Annotated in this window: 19 protein-coding genes; 10 read left to right on the top strand and 9 right to left on the bottom strand. The window is 72.7% G+C overall.

Annotation, left to right across the window (positions count from 1 at the left end; genetic code table 11):
• Positions 1 to 98: 98 nt before the first annotated feature.
• The 4 genes from ABZ877_RS10240 (at position 99) to ABZ877_RS10225 (ending at position 5,101) form a co-directional block, all read left to right on the top strand.
• Complete coding sequence (locus ABZ877_RS10240; protein WP_361067384.1) at positions 99 to 743, top strand: dihydrofolate reductase family protein; 645 nt, start codon at positions 99 to 101, stop codon at positions 741 to 743.
• Between the two features lie 195 nt (positions 744 to 938).
• Complete coding sequence (locus ABZ877_RS10235) at positions 939 to 2,453, top strand: NAD(P)/FAD-dependent oxidoreductase (protein WP_361067382.1); 1,515 nt, start codon at positions 939 to 941, stop codon at positions 2,451 to 2,453.
• A gap of 34 nt (positions 2,454 to 2,487) precedes the next feature.
• The gene (locus tag ABZ877_RS10230; protein WP_361067379.1) at positions 2,488 to 3,456 is read left to right on the top strand and encodes a diiron oxygenase; all 969 of its coding nucleotides are present in this window, start codon (positions 2,488 to 2,490) and stop codon (positions 3,454 to 3,456) included.
• A gap of 40 nt (positions 3,457 to 3,496) precedes the next feature.
• Entirely contained in the window at positions 3,497 to 5,101 is a 1,605-nt protein-coding gene (locus ABZ877_RS10225) for an FAD-dependent oxidoreductase (RefSeq protein ID WP_361067376.1), read from the top strand.
• Positions 5,102 to 5,125: 24 nt separating this feature from the next.
• Here ABZ877_RS10225 and ABZ877_RS10220 read toward each other — a convergent pair whose 3' ends face one another.
• Positions 5,126 to 5,815 carry a TetR/AcrR family transcriptional regulator gene (locus ABZ877_RS10220; protein ID WP_361067373.1) on the bottom strand — a complete coding sequence of 230 codons (690 nt, stop codon included), beginning with the start codon at positions 5,813 to 5,815 and terminating at the stop codon, positions 5,126 to 5,128.
• A 156-nt stretch (positions 5,816 to 5,971) separates the two neighbouring features.
• Here ABZ877_RS10220 and ABZ877_RS10215 point away from each other — a divergent pair, with 156 nt between their 5' ends.
• Together ABZ877_RS10215 and ABZ877_RS10210 are read left to right on the top strand one after the other, a co-directional pair.
• Positions 5,972 to 6,541, top strand: a complete 570-nt coding sequence (locus tag ABZ877_RS10215) for a hypothetical protein (protein ID WP_361067370.1) — start codon at positions 5,972 to 5,974, stop codon at positions 6,539 to 6,541.
• Between the two features lie 15 nt (positions 6,542 to 6,556).
• Positions 6,557 to 7,450, top strand: coding sequence for an alpha/beta hydrolase (locus tag ABZ877_RS10210; protein WP_361067368.1), 894 nt, complete (start codon positions 6,557 to 6,559; stop codon positions 7,448 to 7,450).
• A 16-nt stretch (positions 7,451 to 7,466) separates the two neighbouring features.
• On the opposite strand, the gene ABZ877_RS10205 is transcribed toward ABZ877_RS10210, so the two are convergent.
• Together ABZ877_RS10205 and ABZ877_RS10200 are read right to left on the bottom strand one after the other, a co-directional pair.
• Positions 7,467 to 8,399: an alpha/beta hydrolase gene (locus ABZ877_RS10205; protein ID WP_361067365.1), complete on the bottom strand. Its 933-nt coding sequence runs from the start codon at positions 8,397 to 8,399 to the stop codon at positions 7,467 to 7,469.
• Positions 8,396 to 8,989, bottom strand: coding sequence for a TIGR00730 family Rossman fold protein (locus tag ABZ877_RS10200; RefSeq protein WP_361067362.1), 594 nt, complete (start codon positions 8,987 to 8,989; stop codon positions 8,396 to 8,398). Before ABZ877_RS10200 ends, ABZ877_RS10205 begins: the two co-directional genes overlap by 4 nt.
• 328 nt (positions 8,990 to 9,317) lie before the next feature.
• Between ABZ877_RS10200 and ABZ877_RS10195 the strand changes: the two genes are divergently transcribed.
• From ABZ877_RS10195 to ABZ877_RS10185, 3 genes are read left to right on the top strand one after another with little or no spacing between them, the layout of a single operon-like run.
• Positions 9,318 to 11,624: an Ig-like domain-containing protein gene (locus ABZ877_RS10195; protein ID WP_361067360.1), complete on the top strand. Its 2,307-nt coding sequence runs from the start codon at positions 9,318 to 9,320 to the stop codon at positions 11,622 to 11,624.
• Positions 11,625 to 11,676: 52 nt separating this feature from the next.
• On the top strand, positions 11,677 to 12,276 hold the full coding sequence (locus ABZ877_RS10190) for a PASTA domain-containing protein (RefSeq protein ID WP_361067357.1): 600 nt from the start codon (positions 11,677 to 11,679) through the stop codon (positions 12,274 to 12,276).
• A gap of 51 nt (positions 12,277 to 12,327) precedes the next feature.
• Complete coding sequence (locus ABZ877_RS10185; RefSeq protein WP_361067354.1) at positions 12,328 to 13,788, top strand: glycoside hydrolase family 76 protein; 1,461 nt, start codon at positions 12,328 to 12,330, stop codon at positions 13,786 to 13,788.
• A 3-nt stretch (positions 13,789 to 13,791) separates the two neighbouring features.
• Here ABZ877_RS10185 and ABZ877_RS10180 read toward each other — a convergent pair whose 3' ends face one another.
• From ABZ877_RS10180 to ABZ877_RS10170, 3 genes are all read right to left on the bottom strand, one after another.
• Positions 13,792 to 14,691, bottom strand: a complete 900-nt coding sequence (locus ABZ877_RS10180; RefSeq protein ID WP_361067352.1) for a hypothetical protein — start codon at positions 14,689 to 14,691, stop codon at positions 13,792 to 13,794.
• Complete coding sequence (locus ABZ877_RS10175; RefSeq protein WP_361067350.1) at positions 14,688 to 15,698, bottom strand: SPFH domain-containing protein; 1,011 nt, start codon at positions 15,696 to 15,698, stop codon at positions 14,688 to 14,690. The genes ABZ877_RS10180 and ABZ877_RS10175 overlap by 4 nt, the downstream gene beginning before the upstream one ends.
• A gap of 77 nt (positions 15,699 to 15,775) precedes the next feature.
• A complete protein-coding gene (locus ABZ877_RS10170; protein ID WP_361067347.1) occupies positions 15,776 to 17,287 on the bottom strand; it encodes an alpha/beta hydrolase in 1,512 nt (503 codons plus the stop codon).
• Between the two features lie 183 nt (positions 17,288 to 17,470).
• Here ABZ877_RS10170 and ABZ877_RS10165 point away from each other — a divergent pair, with 183 nt between their 5' ends.
• Positions 17,471 to 18,172 carry a hypothetical protein gene (locus ABZ877_RS10165; RefSeq protein WP_361067344.1) on the top strand — a complete coding sequence of 234 codons (702 nt, stop codon included), beginning with the start codon at positions 17,471 to 17,473 and terminating at the stop codon, positions 18,170 to 18,172.
• 34 nt (positions 18,173 to 18,206) lie between these two features.
• Here ABZ877_RS10165 and ABZ877_RS10160 read toward each other — a convergent pair whose 3' ends face one another.
• The 3 genes from ABZ877_RS10160 to ABZ877_RS10150 all read right to left on the bottom strand — a co-directional run bounded on the left by ABZ877_RS10160 (position 18,207) and on the right by ABZ877_RS10150 (position 20,443).
• Positions 18,207 to 18,779, bottom strand: coding sequence for a TetR/AcrR family transcriptional regulator (locus ABZ877_RS10160; protein WP_361067342.1), 573 nt, complete (start codon positions 18,777 to 18,779; stop codon positions 18,207 to 18,209).
• A 70-nt stretch (positions 18,780 to 18,849) separates the two neighbouring features.
• Positions 18,850 to 20,244, bottom strand: coding sequence for an amidase (locus ABZ877_RS10155; RefSeq protein ID WP_361067339.1), 1,395 nt, complete (start codon positions 20,242 to 20,244; stop codon positions 18,850 to 18,852).
• The gene (locus ABZ877_RS10150; RefSeq protein ID WP_361067337.1) at positions 20,231 to 20,443 is read right to left on the bottom strand and encodes a hypothetical protein; all 213 of its coding nucleotides are present in this window, start codon (positions 20,441 to 20,443) and stop codon (positions 20,231 to 20,233) included. Before ABZ877_RS10150 ends, ABZ877_RS10155 begins: the two co-directional genes overlap by 14 nt.
• Positions 20,444 to 20,456 lie beyond the last annotated feature (13 nt).

Raw genomic sequence — 20,456 nt, 5'->3', positions numbered from 1 at the left:
CCGGTTGTCGATCCGGACGCTTCCCGTTCGACGTCCTGATGCGCGGGGTCTCCCGCGCCCCGGATGCGTCAGGAACGACAGGACGGACGGTCGAGCCCATGGAACAACTGCTGCGCGTCATGAACTTCAACGTCTCGAGCGACGGGATCGCCGCAGGCGTGCACCAGACCCTCGAGCGCCCCTTCGGGGTGGACCACCCGGAGCGGCTGTTCTCCTGGGCCGGCTCCACGGCGAGCTGGCCCAACCGCACGGAGCCCGGCGGGAGCCGGGGCCTCGACGACTACTTCACCCGAGACTTCGCCCGCAACATCGGCGCCGAGATCATGGGCCGCAACAAGTTCGGGCCCCAGCGCGGGCCGTGGGAGAACCACGAGTGGCGCGGCTGGTGGGGCGAGGAGCCGCCGTTCCGCACGCCCGTGTTCGTCATGACCCACCACCCGCGCCCGTCGTTCAGCCTCTCCGACACCACGTTCCACTTCGTCGAGGGCGACCCCGCGAGCGTCCTCGCCCGGGCGCGGGAGGCGGCCGGCGGCAAGGACGTCCGGCTCGGCGGCGGCGTCACCACCGTCCGGCAGTTCCTCGACGCCGACCTGGTCGACACCCTGCACGTGGCGGTCGCGCCCGTGAAGCTCGGCTCGGGGCTCCGGCTCTGGGAGTCCCCGGACGAACTGCGCGACCGCTTCCATCTGGAGGTCGTGCCGAGCCCGAGCGGCGTGACGCATCACCTGTTCTGGAGGCGGTGAGCGGTGACTCCCGTACCCAATGTGACCTAGAACACATGTTACCGGAGGTATCTGAAACACCGTGTCGCAGGTAAGTTGCCTATACACGCAGCAGTGGAACCACGTGTCTGAGCAACTGCCGTGCCCCGAGGGGCGGGGCGCACCTTCGCCCCTGCCTCTCCGGGGGCCCGCGAGCGAGAGTGAGGACCCTCCGCGATGGAGCAGACCCACGTCACCCCCGCCACCCATGTCGACGTGCTGGTCATCGGCGCGGGCATATCCGGCGTCAGCGCCGCCCGCCACGTCCTGCGCGACAATCCGGCCGCCTCGCTCGTCGTCCTGGAGCGGCGCGCCCGCGTCGGCGGCACCTGGGACCTCTTCCGGTACCCCGGCATCCGCTCCGACTCCGACATGCCCACCTTCGGCTTCGGCTTCCGCCCGTGGCGCGACAAGCGCATCCTCGCCGACGGCGCGAAGATCCGGCAGTACGTGGAGGACGCCGCCGCGGACGGCGGCATCCTGGACCGCACCCGCTTCGGGCGCCGCGCCCTCAGCGCCGACTTCTCCCACGACACCGGCCGCTGGACCGTCGAGGTCGAGGACGAGTCCACCGGCGCGCGCGAGACGTACAGCGCGGGCTACCTCATCGGCGCCACCGGCTACTACGACTACGACACCCCCTACCGGCCGCGGTTCCCCGGCGAGGCGGAGTTCCGGGGCACGCTCGTCCACCCGCAGCACTGGCCCGAGGGGCTCGACCACACCGGCAAGCGCGTCGCCGTCATCGGCTCGGGCGCCACCGCCATCACCCTGCTGCCCGCGATGGCCGGCACCGCCGAGCACGTCACCATGGTGCAGCGCTCGCCCACCTACGTCCTCGCGCTGCCCGAGGTCGACCCGCTCACCTCCGTCCTGCAGAAGCTGCGCGCCCCGGCCCGCCTCACGTACAGGATCGTCCGCGCCCGCAACATCGCGCTCCAGCGCGGCAGTTACGCCTTCTGTCGAAAGTACCCGCGCCTCGCCCGCAGGGTGCTCCTCGGTCTCGTACGGGCCCAGGCGGGCAAGGGCGTCGACATGCGGCACTTCAGCCCCGCGTACAAGCCCTGGGACCAGCGGCTGTGCGTCGTCCCCGGCGGCGACCTGTTCAAGGTGCTGAAGAAGGGCGAGGCGTCGATCGCGACCGGGCAGATCGACACGTTCACCGCCGACGGCATCCGCATGAAGTCCGGCAAGGAGATCAAGGCCGACATCATCGTCACCGCCACCGGCCTGAACGTGCGCCTCATGGGCGGCATGGCCCTCACCGTCGACGGCGAGCCGGTGGACGTGAAGAACCGCGTCCTCTACAAGGCCGTTCTGCTCGAAGGCGTCCCCAACCTCTCCCTCGTCATCGGCTACACCAACGCCTCCTGGACGCTGAAGGCGGACCTCGCGGCCGACTACACCGCCCGGCTCCTCGCCCACATGCGGCGCCACGGCCACGACATCGCCACCCCCGTCGCGACCGACCGCGACCGCTCGGAGTTCTCCGTCATGGGCGAGGCGCTGACCTCCGGTTACATCGCCCGCGCCAACGAGGTCATGCCGCGCCAGGGCACCCGCGACCCCTGGCGCCTGTGGAACAACTACTACCGCGACCGCGCCCTGCTCAGGGACGCCCCCCTCGACGACGGCCCGCTCCGCTTCGAGAAGGCGGGCGTCGTCCGGAACGCACCCAGCCGCGCCGCCTGACCGCTTCGCCGTACGACAGGAACCGAGGACGAAGATGACCGCGCACCTGACCAGGAAGCTGTACGACGAGCGCCTGCGGACCCTGTCCGAGGGCTCCGTGAACGTGAACTTCAACGCCTTCAAAGACATCAAGTGGGACGACCCCGAGTTCGCCGTCGACACGAGCGACCCGCGCTGGGTCCTCACCAGCGCGGACGCCCTCGGCGCCCACCCCTGGTACCGGGAGCAGCCCCTGGAGACGCAGATCCGCATCGGGATCTGGCGCTGGGCGGTGATCGCCAAGGTGGGCATGCAGTTCGAGAACATCCTCATGCGCGGCGCCCTCGACTACCTCTACGAACTCGGCAACCGTGACGAGGAGTTCCGCTACCTCACCCACGAGATCACCGAGGAGACGCACCACACCCAGATGTTCCAGGAGCTGGTCAACCGCACCGGCGTGGACACCGCGGGCGGCAAGCGCTGGTTCCGCAAGGTCAGCCGCTTCCTGCCGCTGGCGGGCTCGCTCTACCCCGAGGCGTTCTTCACCGGCATCCTCGCCGGTGAGGAGCCCATCGACCACCTGCAGAAGTCGGCCCTGCGCAGTGGCGAACCCGTCCACCCGCTCCCGCAGCGGATCATGCAGATCCACATCGCCGAGGAGGCGCGGCACATCTCCTTCGCGCACGAGTTCCTGCGCCTGCGCGTCCCGCAGATGCGCAAGGGCCGCCGCGCCGCCCTGTCCGTCCTCTTCCCGGTGATCATGCGGGTCCTGTGCGACGTCATCATGATCCCCGACCGCAAGTCCGCCGAGCAGGTCGGCATCCCCCACTGGGTGATCAAGGACGTCTTCTGGAAGTCCGAGGCCGGACAGAAGATGCTGACCGACCTCTTCTCCGACGTACGGATGCTCGCCCAGGACATCGGCCTGATGAACAAGGTGTCCCGCACGGTGTGGAAGGCCCTGCACATCGACGGCCGCCCGGCCCGCTTCCGTGGCGAGCCCGCCCTGCACACCGACTGACAGCCAGCCTGTCGTCCCACCGAACGGAGACAAGGCCGCCGTGCCGTACGTCGTCACCCGATCCTGCTGCGCCGACGCCTCCTGCGTCCTTGCCTGCCCGGTCAACTGCATCCACCCCGCGCCGGGCGAGCCCGGCTTCGCCACGGCCGAGATGCTCTACGTCGACCCCCGCACCTGCGTCGACTGCGGCGCCTGCACGACGGCCTGCCCGGTCGACGCGCTCAAGCCGCACACCAAACTCGGCGAGGGCGAGCTGCCGTTCCTGGAGCTGAACGCCGGCTACTACAAGGAGAACCCGCACACCGACCGCACGCCCATGTACGTCGTGCCGCGCCAACGGGCGGTTCCAGAGGGCGAGTTGTCCGTGGCCGTCGTCGGCGCGGGCCCGGCAGGGATGTTCGCCGCCGACGAACTCCTGCGCCACCCGGGCGTCCGCGTCACCGTCCACGACCGGCTGCCCACGCCGTACGGGCTCGCGCGGGCCGGAGTCGCCCCCGACCACCAGGACACCAAGCAGGTCACCCGCCTCTTCCGGACGATCGAGTCGCAGCCCGGCTTCACCTACCGCCTCGGCGTCGAGGTCGGCACCAACCTCACCCACACCGACCTGCTGCGCGAACACCACGCGGTGATCTACGCCGTCGGCGCCGCGACCGACCGACGCCTCGGCATCGAGGGCGAGGAGCTGCGCGGCAGCGTCTCCGCGACGGACTTCGTCGGCTGGTACAACGGCCACCCCGACCGCGCCCACGACGACCACCCCCTCGACACCGAGCGCGCCGTCGTCATCGGCAACGGCAACGTCGCCCTCGACGTCGCCCGCATCCTCACCGCCGACCCCGACACCCTCGCCCGCACCGACATCTCCGACCGCGCCCTCGCCGCACTGCGCGCGAGCAAGGTCCGCGAAGTCGTCCTCCTCGGCCGCCGCGGGCCCGCCCAGGCGGCGTTCACCGTCCCCGAACTCCTCGCGCTCTCCGCCCTGAAGGACGTGGACGTGCTGGTCGAGGGGTGGCCCGCCGGGCTGGACGCGGAGGCCACGGAGAAGACCCGGCTCCTCGCGCGACTGGCCGCCCGCGCCCCGGCCGAGGGGCGCCGCCGCATCGTCCTGCGCTTCCTGACCAGCCCCGTACGGCTCATCGGCGACACCTCCGTACGCGGCCTGGAGATCACCCCCACCGAGCTGCACACCGACGACGGCACCGTCCGCGCCCGCCCCACCGGCGACACCGAGACCCTGGAGACCGGCCTCGTCCTGCGCTCCGTCGGCTACCGCGCCCGCCCCGTGCCCGGCCTGCCCTTCGACGAGGCGAGCGCGACCGTGCCGCACGAGCGCGGGCGGGTCGAGCCCGGCGTCTACGTCGCGGGGTGGATCAAGCGCGGGCCGACCGGCTTCATCGGCACCAACAAGACCTGCGCGCAGGAGACGGTCGCATCGCTCCTGGACGACTTCGCCGAGGGCCGCCTCACCGCGCCCGCGCGAGCCGTCCGCACGACGACGCGGGCGCTCGGCCTCGACGCCTGGCGGGCGATCGACCGGGCGGAACAGGAGGCGGGCGAGGCGCAGGGCCGCCCGCGCGTCAAGTTCACCGACACCGAGTCCCTGTACCGGGCGGCGGAGGCGGTCCCGGCCGTACGCGCCTGACGTCCGCCCGGACCCGGAGCGGGGTCAGGCCCGCTCCAGGTCCGCCACCCGCTGGTCCGGTGACAGCTTCACACCCAGGTCCCGCAGCGTCGCGTCGAGGACCGCCCACACCGAGCGGCACAGCATCGCGCGCAGCTCCTCCTCGGACTGCTCGCGCCGCTCGTCCCGCATCCACTGGTTGACCGAGGTGTCGACGAACCCCACGATCCCGATCGCGACCGACCGGATCGGCGCCTCACTCACCCCGAGCGCCTTGAGCACATCGCGGAACCGGTCGCTCAGCATCATCGCGATGGCCGCCTTCGTGTCCGCCACCAGCGACCCGTCGCCCATCGCGTGCTCCCCGACGCCCATGAACGCGTACAGGCGCGGATGCTGTGACACCCAGTCCAGGTGCGCGCCGATCACGCGCCGCACCGCCTCCTCGATCGTGCCGTCGAAGGTCAGCGTCGGCTCCATCCGCCGCATGAACGACTCCACCACGCGGCGGCGGATCAACTCGTCCAGGTTGGCGCGGTCCTTGAAGTGCCGGTACAGCACCGAACGCGGCAGCCCCACCCGCTCCGCGAGCCGCTGCACCCGGAACCGCGCACCCTCCTCCTCGATGAGGGCGACCGCCGCGTCCACCAGCTCGATCTGACGCTGCGCCTTGTGCTCGTCCCACCGGGTGGAGCGCCTGTCGATCTGCGGCTCGCCGCCGGTTCTGTCCGCCATCGCGCCAGGATATCGGCCACGCGAACGCCCACGGCGGTCGTCTTCGCTCATACGGCCGAATTCCGGCGCCGGTGCGCGTGGGGTCGGCGCATGTGCGGGGAGGGTCCGGGTAAGCGGGGCGAAACCCAGGGGAGCAGGGGAGAGGGGAGAAGGAACATGGAACGGCTCAACACGTATCTGACCAAACACCTGTGGGCGCAGTACGCGGTGTCGGTGCTTCTCGGCGCCGTCCTGGTCCAACTCCTGTATCCGGGGCGCTCGTTCCCCGAGATCGTCGCCCGGCTGGCGGTGATCTCCCTCGGTGGTCTCGCGGTGATCCTCTCCGTGCGCCGCAGGGAGCGGCGTGCCGCCGGAGGCACCGACGGGCTGGTCACGCTCGACCAGCGGTTGCGCCGCGGCGAACCGCCGACCGACCCCGAGGAGCGGCGGGCGATGCGCGTCCTCGTCGACCAGCGTCTGCACCGCTCCCGGCACCGCGTGGCCGCCTTCGTCGTGCTGGCGCTCATGTTCGTGACGATCACGGTCCTGACGGGCCTCACCGCGGGCACGCGCCAGACCGTCGGCTTCGCGGTGCTCACCGTCGTCTTCCTCGGCTGGACGGCGTACGCGGGCAACCGCCAGACGCGCCGTCTGCGCGCCATGGACGCGGCCCTGCGCGGCGAGGCGAGCGAAACGGGCGCGGACGCGCCACTGTCCCGACGTCGACAGCCGACGGTCGGTAGCTGATAGGAGCTGTGCACGGTGTTCGAGGGGTTCGAGGAGACGCGGGTCGATCTTGGTGAGGCGTCCGCCTTCGTCCGGTTCGGCGGCGAGGGACCGCCCGTGGTGCTGCTGCACGGGCACCCCCGCACCTCGGCGACCTGGCACCGGGTCGCCCCGCTGCTCGCCGCCGCCGGACACATCGTCGTCTGCCCGGACCTGCGGGGCTACGGACGCTCACGGGGGCCCCGCTTCACCGCGGACCACGCGGGCTACTCGAAACGTGCCGTCGCCGGTGACGTGGTGGCCGTGATGCGCCACCTCGGCCATCGCCGCTTCGCGCTGGTGGGGCACGACCGCGGTGGCGCCGTCGCGCTGCGGCTCACCCTCGACCACCCCGACGCCGTCTCCCGCGTGGTCTTCGCCGACGCCCTGCCCCTGACGGAGCATCTGTCCCGCGCCGGCGTCGAATTCGCCACGCAGTGGTGGCACTGGTTCTTCTTCGCCCAGCCGGACATCCCCGAACGCGTCATCAACGCCGACCCCGACGCCTGGTACCAGGGCGACCCCGAGGTCATGGGCGCCGAGAACCACGCCGAGTGGCGGCGGGCCACCCGCGACCCGGACGTCGTCCGCGCCATGCTGGAGGACTACCGCGCCGGTCTCACCGTCGACCGCCGCCACGAGGAGGCCGACCGCGCCGCGGGCCGACGCCTCACCTGCCCGACGCTAACCCTCTGGTCGCTCCGCGACGATTTGGAGGACCTCTACGGCGACCCGCTCGCGATCTGGCGCCGCTGGGCGGACGACGTCACCGGCCACGGCATCGACTCAGGACACCACGTGGCGGAGGAGGCCCCGGAGGAACTGGCGAAGGCGCTCATCGACTTCCTGCGCCCGGAGCTGGAGGAAGACCCGAGCTGGAAGGTGAACTGAAGCAGGAGCCCACCCGTCAGGCGCCGTGAATCCAGCGCGTCAGCCGGTCGAGACACCCGGGCGCCATGCACACGGAACCCGGCACCCGCAGGCGGTGATCGGCTCCCGGCACGACCTCCACGGTCAGCGTCGCCCGCTCGGGGCGGCCCGGATCGCAGGCGGTCGCGCCGAGCACACGGAGACTGTCCGCGACCGACACCAGCCGGTCCCCGCCGCCGAAGAAGGCCAGATGCGGGCAGCGCAGCCCGCGGAGATCGGCGGCCGGGTCATGGTCCTGCTTACGGGCGAGAAAGGCCCAGACCCGGCCGTCCACACCGTCCCAGAACGGCCCGAGCCCCGGCGGCCTGCCCGCGTCCTCCACGAGCCGCGCGGCCGTCGCGAAGTCCGCGCCGTCCCGGCCCGCCTGCACGAGACGGTCGTAGAGCGCCAGGGTCGCGTCGCTTCCGGTGTCGTTCTCTTTCAGACGCTGCTTCAGCGCGTGGCGTTCCTGCACGGCCGGACTGACCCCGGGACAACTGTTGGTGACGACCCAGGGAAGGTCGTCCCGCCCGCTCGCCGCGCGCAGCACCACCCAGCCGCCCTCGCTGTGCCCGAGCAGGCCGACGGTGTCGGCGCGGACCTCCGGCCGGGAGCGGAGGAAGTCCAGCGCGGCGGACGCGTCGGCCGCGAGGTCGGTCAGGGTCGCGTCCCGCCAGTCGCCGGACGACGCGCCGACGCCGCGCTTGTCGTAGGAGAGGACGGCGATCCCGGCGTCCGCCAGATGCCGTCGCAGCGGTGGGAAGAACGTGTCGTTGTCCCGGTCGGTCGGCCCGGAGCCGCCGACAAGGACCACCCCGGCCCGGACGGGCGTCCCTGGCCCGGGCAGTTCCAGGACCCCGGCAAGGCGCACCGCCCCACCGGCGAACGAGACCTCCCGCGTCCTCCCCGGTCCGCCCTCCGCCTTGCTCACCGGCTGACCTGGCGCCAGTTCTCGCCGTGTGCGGGCTCCGGGACGCCGTGCAGGCGTGTGTGCAGTGCGTCGAGGAGGGTGGGCAGGTCGGGGGCGACGGCCAGGTCGTCCAGGGTGGCGGCGGGGAGGAAACCGGAGTCCACGAGGGAGCGCAGGGCGGCGAGCAGGGGCGTCCAGAAGCCCCCGGCGTCCAGGAAGCCGACGGGCTTGGCGTGGAAGCCGAGCTGTCGCCAGGACCACACCTCGAAGATCTCCTCCAGGGTGCCGAGGCCGCCGGGCAGGGCGACGAAGGCGTCGGCGCGCTCGGCCATGATCGCCTTGCGCTCGTGCATGGTGTCGCACAGGATCAGCTCCGTCACCCCCTCGTGCGCCCACTCCCGCTCGACCATGCTGCGCGGCATGACGCCGGTGACCTCGCCGCCCGCGGCGAGCACGCTGTCCGCGATGACGCCCATCAGGCCGCTGTGGCCACCTCCGTAGACGAGGCCGATGCCGCGCCGGGCCAGCTCCGTGCCGACGGCGGCGGCGAGTTCGGTGTGGGCCGGGTCGTTCCCGTGGGACGAGGCGAGGAAGACGGCGAGGCGACGCATGGACGATCTCCAGGACGGTGACGAAGGGCCTCCGGTCTATCACGCCTGGGCCTGTCTCACCCCGTCGGCGTCGTGACGACGGCCGAGGCGCGCTGATACCTCGTCAGTAAGGGAGACATGCGTAGGTGTCCTGCCCATAGTGCTCCACGTGTGCGGGCGGAAGCACAGGTTCACACCCTCCGCCCAGGTCACAGCCGTCCCGACAGAAGAGCACCGGTCACGCCCACGACGGCCCCTGCCACACCCGTCGCTTGGGCCGTCGTGGGAGGGGCAGCCATGGCCTCGGCACGTTCCCCGCCTTCCCTTCCCCACCGAACGGGAGAAGACCGTGACCTTGCTCAGCCCCGCGAACCGGCGCCTCCTCAGTCTTCGAAGACACGTGTCCCGTACAGCGGGGCCCCTGCTCGCCCTGGCGCTCCTGGGCGCCGCCGTCACCGCCCCCACCCAGGCACACGCCGACACCACCTTCTCCGCGAAGGTCGACTTCGGCACCGCGACCACCACACCCGTGAGCGGCTACGCACTCGACTACGGCCAGTCCTACGGCGCCCGGACGGGACCGAACCAGGGCACCGGACTCACCTACGGCTGGATCGGTCTGACCGGCACCGCCCCGCTCGACCTGACGGGCAACGGCCGCGACCGGGGCGCCGCCGAGCCGGACCGGCTGCTCGCCACCTTCGTCCACATGCAGCTCCCCGCCTCCTCGCAGGGTGTGAAGACGCCGGGCCGCTGGGAGATGGCGGTGCCCGACGGCACGTACACCGTGACGGTCGCCGTGGGCGACGCCACGAGCGTGGACAGCGCGCACGCGATCCAGGTCGAGAACCAGAACGCGGTCGACGGGTTCGTGCCGACCTCGACGGCCAAGTACCGGATCAGCACCGTCCACCCCACCGTGTCCGACGGCCGGCTGACCGTCAGCCCGCTCGGCGGCACCAACACCAAGATCGCTTACGTGACCGTCGCGCCGCTCACCGACGCCGCGACCCACCCCGAGGTCAGGACGGTGACCCCGGCGAACACGGCGACCGGCGCGGCACCGACCGGCAGTGTCGTGGCGGACCTCAGGCTGATCGGGTCCGGCGTCGACACCGCGACCCTCACCCCTTCCACGGTCACCCTCACCGAGTCGGCGACCGGGGCCGCCGTGCCCGCCCGCGTGCTGACCAGCGGCGGCGGCGACGTCATCAACCTGTCACCGACCGCCGGGCTCAAGCCGAACACCCGCTACCGCTTTGCCGTCACCAGCGGCGTCCGTGACCTGGCCGGGCACACCTTCACGCCGTGGAGCTCGGTGTTCACCACGGGCGCCGGGAGCGGCGGCGGCACCGTCGCGTTCGACAAGGTGGCGACGGCGGCGACGGGCCGCAGCTTCGCGTCCGTCGTGAAGGGGCCCGACGGCAAGCTGTACGCGTCCACCCTCGACGGGTACATCCTGCGGTACGCGATCGCCGCCGACGGCACGCTCGGCGCGGCGGAGACGATCTCCACCGTACGGACGGACGCCGCGGCCCGCGGTCTGCCCGGGGCTCCCGACCGGACCGTCATCGGCATGGCCTTCGACCCCGCCTCGACGGCGGCGAACCCGATCCTCTGGATCACCTCCAACACCATGTACGCCGGAGGCACGCCGAACGAACCGGACTGGTCCAGCAGCATCGCCAGGCTGACCGGCCCGAACCTGGCCACGTACACCGAGGTCGTCAGCCATCTGCCCCGCTCGGTGAAGGACCACGAGACGAACTCGCTCGCCTTCGGCCCCGACGGCGCCCTCTATGTGACCCAGGGCGCCAACAACGCCATGGGCGCCCCCGACCCCACCTGGGGCAACCGCCCCGAGCACCTGCTCAACGCGGCGGTCCTGCGCCTGGACCCGGCCAAACTGCCGGCGTCCGGTGCGCTCGACGTACGGACCGAGAGCCCGGGAACGTACGACCCCTTCGCCGCGAACGCGCCGCTGACCCTCTACGCGACCGGCATACGCAACGCCTACGACCTGGTGTGGCACACCAACGGCCACCTGTACACACCCACCAACGGTTCGGCGGCGGGCGGCAACACACCCGCGACACCCTCCCCGTTGCCCGCCGCGTGTGCGCGCCGGACCGACGCGGGGACGGCCGGCGCCTACACCGGTCCGGCCGTCCCCGCGATCACCTCCAACCCGGTGGCGGAGACCGACTACGTCTTCGACGTGAAGAAGAACCGCTACTACGGGCATCCCGACCCGGCGCGCTGCGAGTGGGTGCTTGCGGGCGGCAACCCGACGGCGGGAGCGACGCCGTTCGAGGTCACCGCCTACCCGGTCGGCACCCTGCCCGACCGCAATCTGGACGCCGCCGGAATGTACGACGCCGGGCTGCACGCCTCCGCCGACGGCGTCGTCGAGTACCGGGGGAGTGCCTTCGGCGGCGCGCTCAAGGGGAAGCTCCTCGTGGTGCGTTACAGCAACGGCCAGGACATCGAGGTGTTCGGCGTCGACGCGCAGGGCGGCCTGTCGGCGCCCACGACGGGCGTCACCGGCTTCACCGGTTTCCAGCAGCCCCTGGACATCGCGGAGGACACGTCCAAGGGCAACCTCTATGTGACGGAACAGGGCGCTTCGCGGATCACCTTGCTGCGGCCCCGGTGACACCCTGCACATAAGCTGAGCCCACATTTCTCAGCGACAGGAGACCGGTTCCTTGCGACGCGGACGGCTCGGCAGTGGTATGGCGCTGGTGCTCACGGTGGTCGCCGTGGGCGCCGGCTGCACCGGCAAGGGGGCCGAAGGGGCGGCCCCGGCGGCGCACACCTCACCGACGGCCGCGCCGTCCCCGCCCCCGGACAGCCTGCCCGTGCGGATACGCGCCGCCATCAAGGGCGACCTCGGGTACTCGGTCAAGGACGCCACCGATCTCGACCGGCCCGTCGACATGCGGCACTTGGACCTCTGGCGGTCCTGCTTCTCGCGCAAGACCGACGGAGGGGACGCGGTCGACTTCTGGGCGGTCCCGTACGCGGAGAAGTGTCCGGCCCACCGGAAGGCACACGTGCCCACACCGAAGACCCCCGACGTCACCGGGCAGGACTTCGCCCGCGCCTACGACGTGTTGCTGAGGAAGGGATACGCCGCCGACTCCATCGACGTCTTCTACGGGACCGGTGGCGCCCTGAACGATGAGGACGTGTCCCGCGTCGACGGACAGGTGTGCAAGCAGTCCCCGGAGCCCGGACAGTCCTTCCACGCGCGGGAGGACGACGTCGAGCTGTACGTCGCCGTCGGGAAGTGTCCGCGCCGGTAACGGCCGCAACCGTATTCCCTTCCGGCACACCCATGTTGGACAGTGAGCGGTATGAAGTGCTCCCGTGTCCTCCTCGTGGCCGCGGCACTCACCGCGTGCCAGGCACTCGTCCCGGCGACCACGGCGCACGCCGCACCCCGCGCGGGTGCGGCGGCCGCCATCTGCAACACCTACTGCGACGCCCGCGACCCCGCCCAGGCGGGCGGCGACCGCACCCCCGTCACCGCGAAGCTCGCGAACCGTACGTTCTCCCTGCACCTGGACGACGGCTCCGCCATGGGCTGGGCCTCGGTCGACGGCGGCGCGGCCGGGGACGAGGTGTGGCTCGACCGGTCCTTCGACGGCGGCCGCACCTGGGCCTCCGGCAGCCGGCTCGGCAACACGTCGGTGCCCGCGGGCCGCACCGGCTGGCGCACGCTCATGTACAACAACGACGACTGGGCGCGGCGCGGCGTCGGTGCCCTGCGCGCCTGCGGCAAGGCCGTCGACCGCTCCGACATCGCCTGCACCCCCTGGGCCCGCACCACGTGGAACGCGGGCACCCGCGCCAAGGCCGCCGCCACCGCCCAGATGATGTCCTACGACACCGGCACGGGCCTGTTCGCCACCACCGGCTGGTGGAACTCCGCCAACGCCCTCACCGCCGTCATCGACAACATCCGCGCCACCGGCATGGGCAGCTACCGCTACGCCATTTCCACCACCTACGACAAGCAAGTCGGCGCCGCGCAGGGCCAGTTCCGCAACGAGTACATCGACGACACCGGCTGGTGGGGCCTGGCCTGGATCGCCGCCTACGACCTGACGGGGGAGCGGCGCTACCTCGACACGGCGCGCGCCGACGCCGACCACATGGCCGCCTACTGGGACACCACGTGTGGCGGCGGCGTGTGGTGGAGCACCGCCAAGACGTACAAGAACGCCATCCCGAACTCCCTCTACATCGAGCTGAACGCGGCGCTGCACCAGCGCTTCCCGGGGGACACCACGTATCTGGGCCGGGCGCGCGCCGGGTGGGACTGGTTCCGCGACAGCGGCATGATCAACAGCGGTCATCTGGTCAACGACGGCCTGGACCTGGCCACCTGCCGCACCAACAACGGCACCGTGTGGTCCTACAACCAGGGCGTGCTCCTCGGCGCCCTCACCGAACTGCACCGGGCGACCGGCGACAGCGCGCCGCTGACGGCCGCACGGCAGATCGCCGACGCCGCCACCACGTCCTCCGCGCTCAACACCGCCGACGGCATCCTGCGCGACCCGTGCGAGAGCGGCGACTGCGGCGCGGACGGACCGTCGTTCAAGGGCGCCCACGTCCGCGGCCTCGCCGTCCTCGACGCGGCCCTTCCCGACCACCCGTACCGCTCCTACCTGCGCAAACAGGCCGACCGTGCCTACGCCGCGGACCGCACGCCGCTCGACCAGTACGGGCTGCGCTGGTCCGGCCCCGTGGACCGTACCGACGCCGCCCGCCAGCAGAGCGCCCTGGACCTGATGAACGCCGCGCCCTGACCCTCAGCCGATCAGCCGCAGCTTGGTGGGGCACAGGCCGAGGCGGATCGTCTGGCCCCAGGTGAGGTCGAGCGCGTCGCTCTCCATGCCGTCCCCGAAGGCGACGAGGCGCTCGGACTCCACCGTCACCGACAGCCGTGCGCCCGCCGCCAGCTCGCCCGCGTTCAGGCGCGTCCCGGTGGCGGGGGAAGGCCACGCCTCGCGGACGAACCAGGCGAGTCGCTCCTCCGTGGGGTGCGGCAGCCGTACCGGTGTGGAGCGGTCCTGCCACACCGAGCGCAGCCAGCCGCTCGCCCCCGTCCCCGTGCCGATCAGCACGCCGGAGGAGGCCTGGGTCTCGACGGCACCCCTGTCGCCGTCGAGACCCAGGCGGTACCGGGCGGTGCGGTGACCGGCCGCACCGACGTAGATCTCGTTGAGCGCCACCAGACGCTGTGTGTCGTCGGTGACGGCCTCGACCATGGTCAGCTCCTCGCCGCCCACGGACGCGGAGAAGGCGGCGGGCAGCAGGCGGGCGACGTCCTCCGGGCGGTGCCGCACCAGGACGCCCGGGTTGCGGCCGGGGTCGGTGTCGACACCGAGCACGGGCCGGTCGCCCACGTACTGGGCGACGTTGGCCACGAGCCCGTCCTGCCCGACCGCCACCACGACGTCCTCGGGCCCGAACAGGAACCGCTCCAGGTCCGCCCGCTCCACCTGCGCGCGCCGCCAGTCCATCGGCACCGCGGCCGACACGAGCGCGAGCGCCCGCCGCGCCCGGTGGTGCCGCTCGACGACCTCGTCGAGCGACCGGCCGCGCGAGGAGAGGAAGAACGCCGCCTGCCCGTGGGTGCCGTGCCGGGCGACCAGCTCCTCGTACTCGGTGGCGCGATGGACGACGACGGCGCGGGGCGCGAGGCTCATCCCGCCGGCTCCTGGCCCGCTCCGAGCCGCGCGAGCAGCCCGGTCAGCACGTCCGGGGAGACGGTGACACTGTCGATGCGCGGCAGGTTCTCGGCGAGCCGCGTGCCGGTCAGGGCGCGCAGCACCGCCACGTCCACGTCGCCGTGGACCCGCAGCCAGGACGCCTGCGCCTCGGCGCGGGCCTCGCCGACCGCGCGGGCGCCCTCGGCCTCCGCCCGCGCGAGGCGCACCGTCCGCTCGGCCTCCGCGCCGACCCGGACCGCGTCGGCCGCCGCCTTCTCCTCGGCCTCGCGCCGGCTGTTGGCGCCGCGCTGTTCGACCAACTGCTCCTCGCGGCGCGCCAGTTCGATCTGGCTGGCCAGCTCGTTCTCCGCGATGGCGCGCTCGCGCTCGACGGCGACCGCCCGCCGCTCGTACGTGGCCCGGTCCGCCTCCTGCTGGATCAGCTCACGGGCGGGCGTGCGCAGGGCGCGCTCCACCTCCGGCTCGGGCCGCACCGCCATGACGCGGACGGCGACGACCTCGATCCCCGTGGCGGGCAGCCGCGGTTCCTTGCGCAGCCCTTGCACGATCCGCTCGCGCACGGCGGGCACCCCTTCGGCGAGCGCCGCCGCGAGCGGTGTGCGCGCCAGCACTTCGAGGGCGTGCTGCTGGGCGCTCTCGGTCAGCAGGGTGGCCAACTGTTCCAGCGGGGCGCCGCGCCACACGCCCGTGTCGGGGTCGACGGAGAAGTCGAGCCGCTCGGCCGCGACGGCGGGGTCGGCGATCCGGTAGGTGACGGTCGCCTGCACGGCCACGTCCTGGAAGTCGACGGTACGGGCGTGGAACGTCATGGCCAACTCCCGGTCGTCCACCGGGACTTCGGAGAGCGCGGCGCTCAGCGGCCGGAACCAGAAGCTCAGCCCGGGACCGTCGTGCGCGAGCCGCCCCGAACGGTGGTGCCGTACGTGGGCCGTGGGCGCCGCCCGCAGATGACGCCAACCGAGACGCCTGGTGATGTCGGCCATGAGAGCCCCCTTCTTTAAGGTCAGGTTGACTCTAAAGAAGGAGACTCATGTCGTCAAGAGGACGAGAAGGGGCCGGTTCAGCAATCCGTGTCGCGGCGCGGCCTCTCACCCGTCAGCAGGTAGTCCGTCACCGTCCGGTTCGCGCACGCGTTTCCGGTGCCCAGGTAGACGCCGTGCCCGCCCCCGTCCACGCTGACCGTCCGCACCCGCTCACCCAGCGCCTCGCGCATCTTCAGGGCGCCGAAGTACGGCGTCGCCGGATCGCGCCGGTTCTGGACCATCAGGACGTTGGAGGGGCCGTGCGAAGTGATCCGGGTGGGCTTCTCGGCAGGGGCCCACTTCCAGAAGGAGCACGGCGTGATGTTCGCGGGGAAGCCCGCGGTGAGCGGGTGGCGCGCCCGGTCGGCGGCCACCTCCCGGCGGTACGTGTCGATCGCGGCCCGCCCCTTCGGCCAGCTCACGTCGTTGCAGATCACGGAGATGGTGACGGCGGCGTACGCGTCCGGCAGCGGACCCGAGACGTCCGGCGGGAGTACGGGCCTGACCTCCAGGTCCGTGCTGCGGGCCGCGTCGATGAGCCTGGCCAGCGCGGGGAAGTTCGCGTCGCTGTACAGGGCGTTCTGCAGGGCCTGGCGCAGACGGTTGCCGGTGAGGGGCACGCCGGGCGTGGTGGACTCCTTGGGTACGGAGTCCAGCCGGGCGGCGACGTCGAGGAACAACTGCCGCACCGCCGCCGGGTCTTCACCGAGCCGCACCTCGCGGGCCGGGTCCGACGCCCACGCCGCGAAGTCGGGGAAGCGGTCGTCGGCGGCCCGGCTGAAGTTGCGCATCCATCCCTGCGCCAGACGCTCGGGGTCCGGGTCGGCGACGCTGTCGATGACCCAGCGGTCGGTGCGGTGCGGGAACTTCTGGGCGTAGGTCGCCGCGATGTACGCCCCGTACGAGGTGCCCCACGCCGACAGCTTCGACTCGCCGAGCGCGCGGCGTAGCAGGTCCATGTCCCGTACCTGGTTGGCGGAGGTGAAGCTGCGCAGGACCGGGCCGCCGTTGCGGGCGCACAGGTCGGCGGTGCGGCGCGAGCGGTCGACGTTGGCGTCGATCGCGCCGGTCGCGGAGGGCCAGGACCGCAGCGCGGTCAGCTCCCGGTCCGCCGCGGGCAGCCCGCAGGACGCCCGCGTGCTGCCGCCGACCCCGCGCGGATCGAGGGCCACCAGGTCGTAGGCGCCGCCCAGACTCCGCTGGAGGGCCGCGCCCTTCTGCGTGAGGCGCTGCACCCCGGACCCGCCCGGACCACCGGGCACCACCATCAGGACGCCGCGCCGCTCGGCGGGCCGCTCACTGCGCACACGGGAGACGGCGAGCGAGAGGTGGGGCCCCGAGGGGTCGCGGTAGTCGAGCGGGACGGGGAGGGTGGCGCACTCCTGGTGCGCGGGACCGCCGAGGTCGGGTCTCGCGCAGGGCTGCCAGTCGAGAGCGGGTGCGGCGTCCGGGCGGGCCGACGCGGGGGCGGTCGCGGTCGCGGTGAGGGCCGCGGCGACGGTGGTGGCGGAGAGGAACAGAACGAGCGCCTTGGAGCGGTAAGTGGTCATGCGCAGACGGTATTTGGGGCACTGGGCCCAGGCCCATCGGGTGAGCCGGTCGGTCCGGGGTGGGGCTGGCCCCCGATATGACTGTTGGCCCCAAGGGGGTGACCGGGCGTGCGCCCCGGGCGGTTTCCGCTCGCGGCGCCGGTAGAAAGGGCCCGTCCTGCTGACCTCCTGATGGGATGCGCCATGTTCAAGGCCGCTCTGGGCGTCCTCGCCGCCTCCGCTCTCGCCACCGCCTCGCTGACCGTCGCCGCCCCGGCCGGGGCGACCGACGCCGACCGCGCCCCCGCGGTGCGCGCCGCGGCCCCGGACACCGGACCCTGCGGGCCGGTCACGTCGTACGACCCGACGGACTGGTGGCGCACGACCGCCTCGCGCTCCCTCGCCCCGGCCGTGTGGCGCACCGCGAACGAGGAGAACTGGCGGTGGCGCCACGACACCAACACGCTCTGGCGCGGCGACCGGCGCGAGAACGTGGAGCAGCTCTTCCACGAGGGCTTCACCCCGCGCGGCGACGACCTCACCCCGCTCGCCGAGTACATCGTCAAGGGTGGCGGGCAGGACACCGCACACCTCAGCACGAGCTGTGAGAAGTGGGTGGCGCAGAAGTTCGCCACCTACGGATCGGCGAAGACCGGGTGGGTGTACGCGATCGAGGCGCCGGGCGGCATCGACGTCAACGCCACCGCCCGGCGCAACGGCTACGACTCCCCGTACCTGTGGAACAAGGAGATCGACTTCCCCGGCGGCGTCACGGGCGAGCACATCAAGGGCGCCTGCAAGTACCACCTGGTGCGCACCGACCCGGAGACCAAGGTCAACACCTACGAGGAGCTGGGCTGCCGGACGAACCCGGAGTTCCGGCGCGCCCTCGAAGCGGCGTTCTGAGCCCCGGGCGGGCCCGGTCGCGAGCCGGGCCGGCTCACGGATCGGTCCGCGCGAGGACGTCGGCGACGAGCCGGCGCGCGTAGGCCGCGTCCAGACCCTGCGGGCGGAAGAGGATGCGGTACATGATCGGCGCGACGACGCGGTCGACGACGGTCTCGACGTCGGGCAGCCCGTCCTCGCCCCCGGCGGGTCCGGCCGCGCGGGCGAGGACGAGGTGGATCTGGTCGGCGGCGTACGCGGAGCAGCGGCCCGCGTTGCTGCCGTCCGGGTCGCCGAGCAGGGCGTCCCTGATGTAGGCGCGGCCGGCCGGGGAGGCCATCTCGTCGAGGAACTGCTCGGCCCACGCCGTCAGGCTGGTGGCCACGTCGCCGTGGTCCTCGGGCACGGTGTCGGGCCGCAGCCGCTCGACCGCCACGTCCGACAGGAGTGCTTGCAGGTCGCCCCAGCGCCGGTAGATCGTCGACGGTGTCACCCCCGCGCGCTGGGCGATCAGCGGCACGGTCAGCGCGTCCCGGCCCTTCTCCGCCGCGAGTTCGCGCACGGCGGTGTGGACCGACGCCTGGACCCGGGCGCTGCGCCCGCCGGGGCGCACCATCTGCCTGCTCATGGCGTCCAGCCTAAAGCGAATTTGTTGCGTCTAGCCACCGGTCAGGCCCGGGCATGGCAGGGGCCGCCTTTTATGCCGCCGCATGTGCGAGCCGGTGGGCGGGCCGCGTCTGTTCGTAGGCATGGCCGACCCGCAGGAGCACGGTCTCGCCGAGGGGGCGCCCGATGAGCTGCATGCCGATCGGCAGGCCCGCCGCGTCGTGGCCGACGGGGACGGACAGGGACGGCGCCCCGGTGATGTTGGCCGGGGACGAGAGACGTACGTATGTGTCGGAGACACCTTCGACGGTGCCGTCGGCCCAGGTGAGTGTCGCCTGTCCGGCCTCGACGGCGGTGGCCGGGACGCTGGGGGCGGCGACGACGTCGACCTCCCTCCACAGGTGGGCCCACTCCTGCCGCATCCGGGTACGGGCGCGCTGGGCGCGCAGGTAGTCGTCCGCGGTCATGAGCGCACCGGCTTCGAGCAGGAGGCGTACGTCGTCCTGGTAGAGCTCGGGGACCGTGCGCAGGGTGTTCTCGTGGTAGGAGGTCGCCTCGGGGACCATCAGGCCCCAGTGGACGGCCTGGATGTAGCGGGCCATGGGGACGTCGACCTCGACCGGACGGGCGCCGAGGGCGCGCAGCTGGCCGACGGCGTGCCGGACGGCGGCCTCCACCTCCGGGTCGACGTGGTCGAAGTAGTAGGTGCGCGGGACGCCCACACGTATCCCCGTCAGATCGGTGTCCTCGCGGGGTCGGTACTCCGTCGGCGGAGTGGGGAGGGAGGCGGGGTCGCGGGGGTCGTGACCGGTCAGGGCGGTGAGGACGAGGCCCGCGTCCTCGACGGTGCGGGTGATCGGGCCCACGTGGTCCAGGGACCAGGACAGGGGAGTCACGCCGTGGCGGGGGACGAGGCCGTACGTCGGCTTCAGGCCGACGACCCCGTTGAGGGCCGCGGGCACCCGGATCGATCCGCCGGTGTCGGTGCCGAGCGCGAACGTCGCGGCGCCCGCGGCCACGGCGACGGCGGACCCGCCGCTGGAGCCGCCCGCGACGCGGCCGGTGTCCCAGGCGTTGCTGGTCTGCGGGGTGGTCAGCCCGTAGGCGAACTCGTGCGTGTGCGTCTTGCCGAGCAGCAGCGCGCCGGCCGCGGCCAGCCGTGCGGCGACGGTGCTGTCGGCCCGCGCGCGGTGGCCGTCCCGTACGCGCGAACTCGCCGAGGTCGCGGTGCCCGCCACGTCGATGAGGTCCTTCAGCCCCATCGGGATGCCGTGCAGCGGGCCGCGAAGGCGCCCCGCCGCGATGTCGCGCTCGGCGGCGCGCGCGGCCCGGCGGGCCCGCTCGGCGGTGACGGTGACGTAGGCGCGGAGCCGCGGCTCCACCTCCTCGACCCGGTCCAGGACGGAGTCGACCAGTTCGACCGGTGACAGGCGGCGGGTCCGGATCGCGTCGGCGGCGGCGGTCAGGGTCAGCTCATACGGCTGCATCGAAGGGCTCCTCTCCGGCGGCGCGGTAGGCGGCGGCGGGCGGGGTGTCGCCGAGGTCCAGTTCGCGCAGGACCGCGACGACACGCTGGATGTGGTGGGCGGCGGCCGCGACGGCGGCGTGGCGCTCGGCGGGCAGCGGGAACCCGGCGCGGGCGGCCCACAAGGCGGCCTGCGGCGGGGTGAGTTCGACGGAGGACATGGCGACCCCTCTC

It is taken from the genome of Streptomyces sp. NPDC046939 (genome assembly GCF_040644575.1).
Lineage (GTDB): Bacteria > Actinomycetota > Actinomycetes > Streptomycetales > Streptomycetaceae > Streptomyces.
This window is presented reverse-complemented; position numbering and strand designations above follow the sequence as displayed.

Coding starts and splice junctions, on each gene's coding strand:
- ABZ877_RS10240 (WP_361067384.1), top strand. CDS start 99: ATGGAACAACTGCTGCGCGTCATGAACTTCAACGTCTCGAGCGACGGG.
- ABZ877_RS10235 (WP_361067382.1), top strand. CDS start 939: ATGGAGCAGACCCACGTCACCCCCGCCACCCATGTCGACGTGCTGGTC.
- ABZ877_RS10230 (WP_361067379.1), top strand. CDS start 2,488: ATGACCGCGCACCTGACCAGGAAGCTGTACGACGAGCGCCTGCGGACC.
- ABZ877_RS10220 (WP_361067373.1), bottom strand. CDS start 5,815: ATGGCGGACAGAACCGGCGGCGAGCCGCAGATCGACAGGCGCTCCACC.
- ABZ877_RS10215 (WP_361067370.1), top strand. CDS start 5,972: ATGGAACGGCTCAACACGTATCTGACCAAACACCTGTGGGCGCAGTAC.
- ABZ877_RS10200 (WP_361067362.1), bottom strand. CDS start 8,989: ATGCGTCGCCTCGCCGTCTTCCTCGCCTCGTCCCACGGGAACGACCCG.
- ABZ877_RS10185 (WP_361067354.1), top strand. CDS start 12,328: ATGAAGTGCTCCCGTGTCCTCCTCGTGGCCGCGGCACTCACCGCGTGC.
- ABZ877_RS10180 (WP_361067352.1), bottom strand. CDS start 14,691: ATGAGCCTCGCGCCCCGCGCCGTCGTCGTCCATCGCGCCACCGAGTAC.
- ABZ877_RS10175 (WP_361067350.1), bottom strand. CDS start 15,698: ATGGCCGACATCACCAGGCGTCTCGGTTGGCGTCATCTGCGGGCGGCG.
- ABZ877_RS10170 (WP_361067347.1), bottom strand. CDS start 17,287: ATGACCACTTACCGCTCCAAGGCGCTCGTTCTGTTCCTCTCCGCCACC.
- ABZ877_RS10165 (WP_361067344.1), top strand. CDS start 17,471: ATGTTCAAGGCCGCTCTGGGCGTCCTCGCCGCCTCCGCTCTCGCCACC.
- ABZ877_RS10160 (WP_361067342.1), bottom strand. CDS start 18,779: ATGAGCAGGCAGATGGTGCGCCCCGGCGGGCGCAGCGCCCGGGTCCAG.
- ABZ877_RS10155 (WP_361067339.1), bottom strand. CDS start 20,244: ATGCAGCCGTATGAGCTGACCCTGACCGCCGCCGCCGACGCGATCCGG.
- ABZ877_RS10150 (WP_361067337.1), bottom strand. CDS start 20,443: ATGTCCTCCGTCGAACTCACCCCGCCGCAGGCCGCCTTGTGGGCCGCC.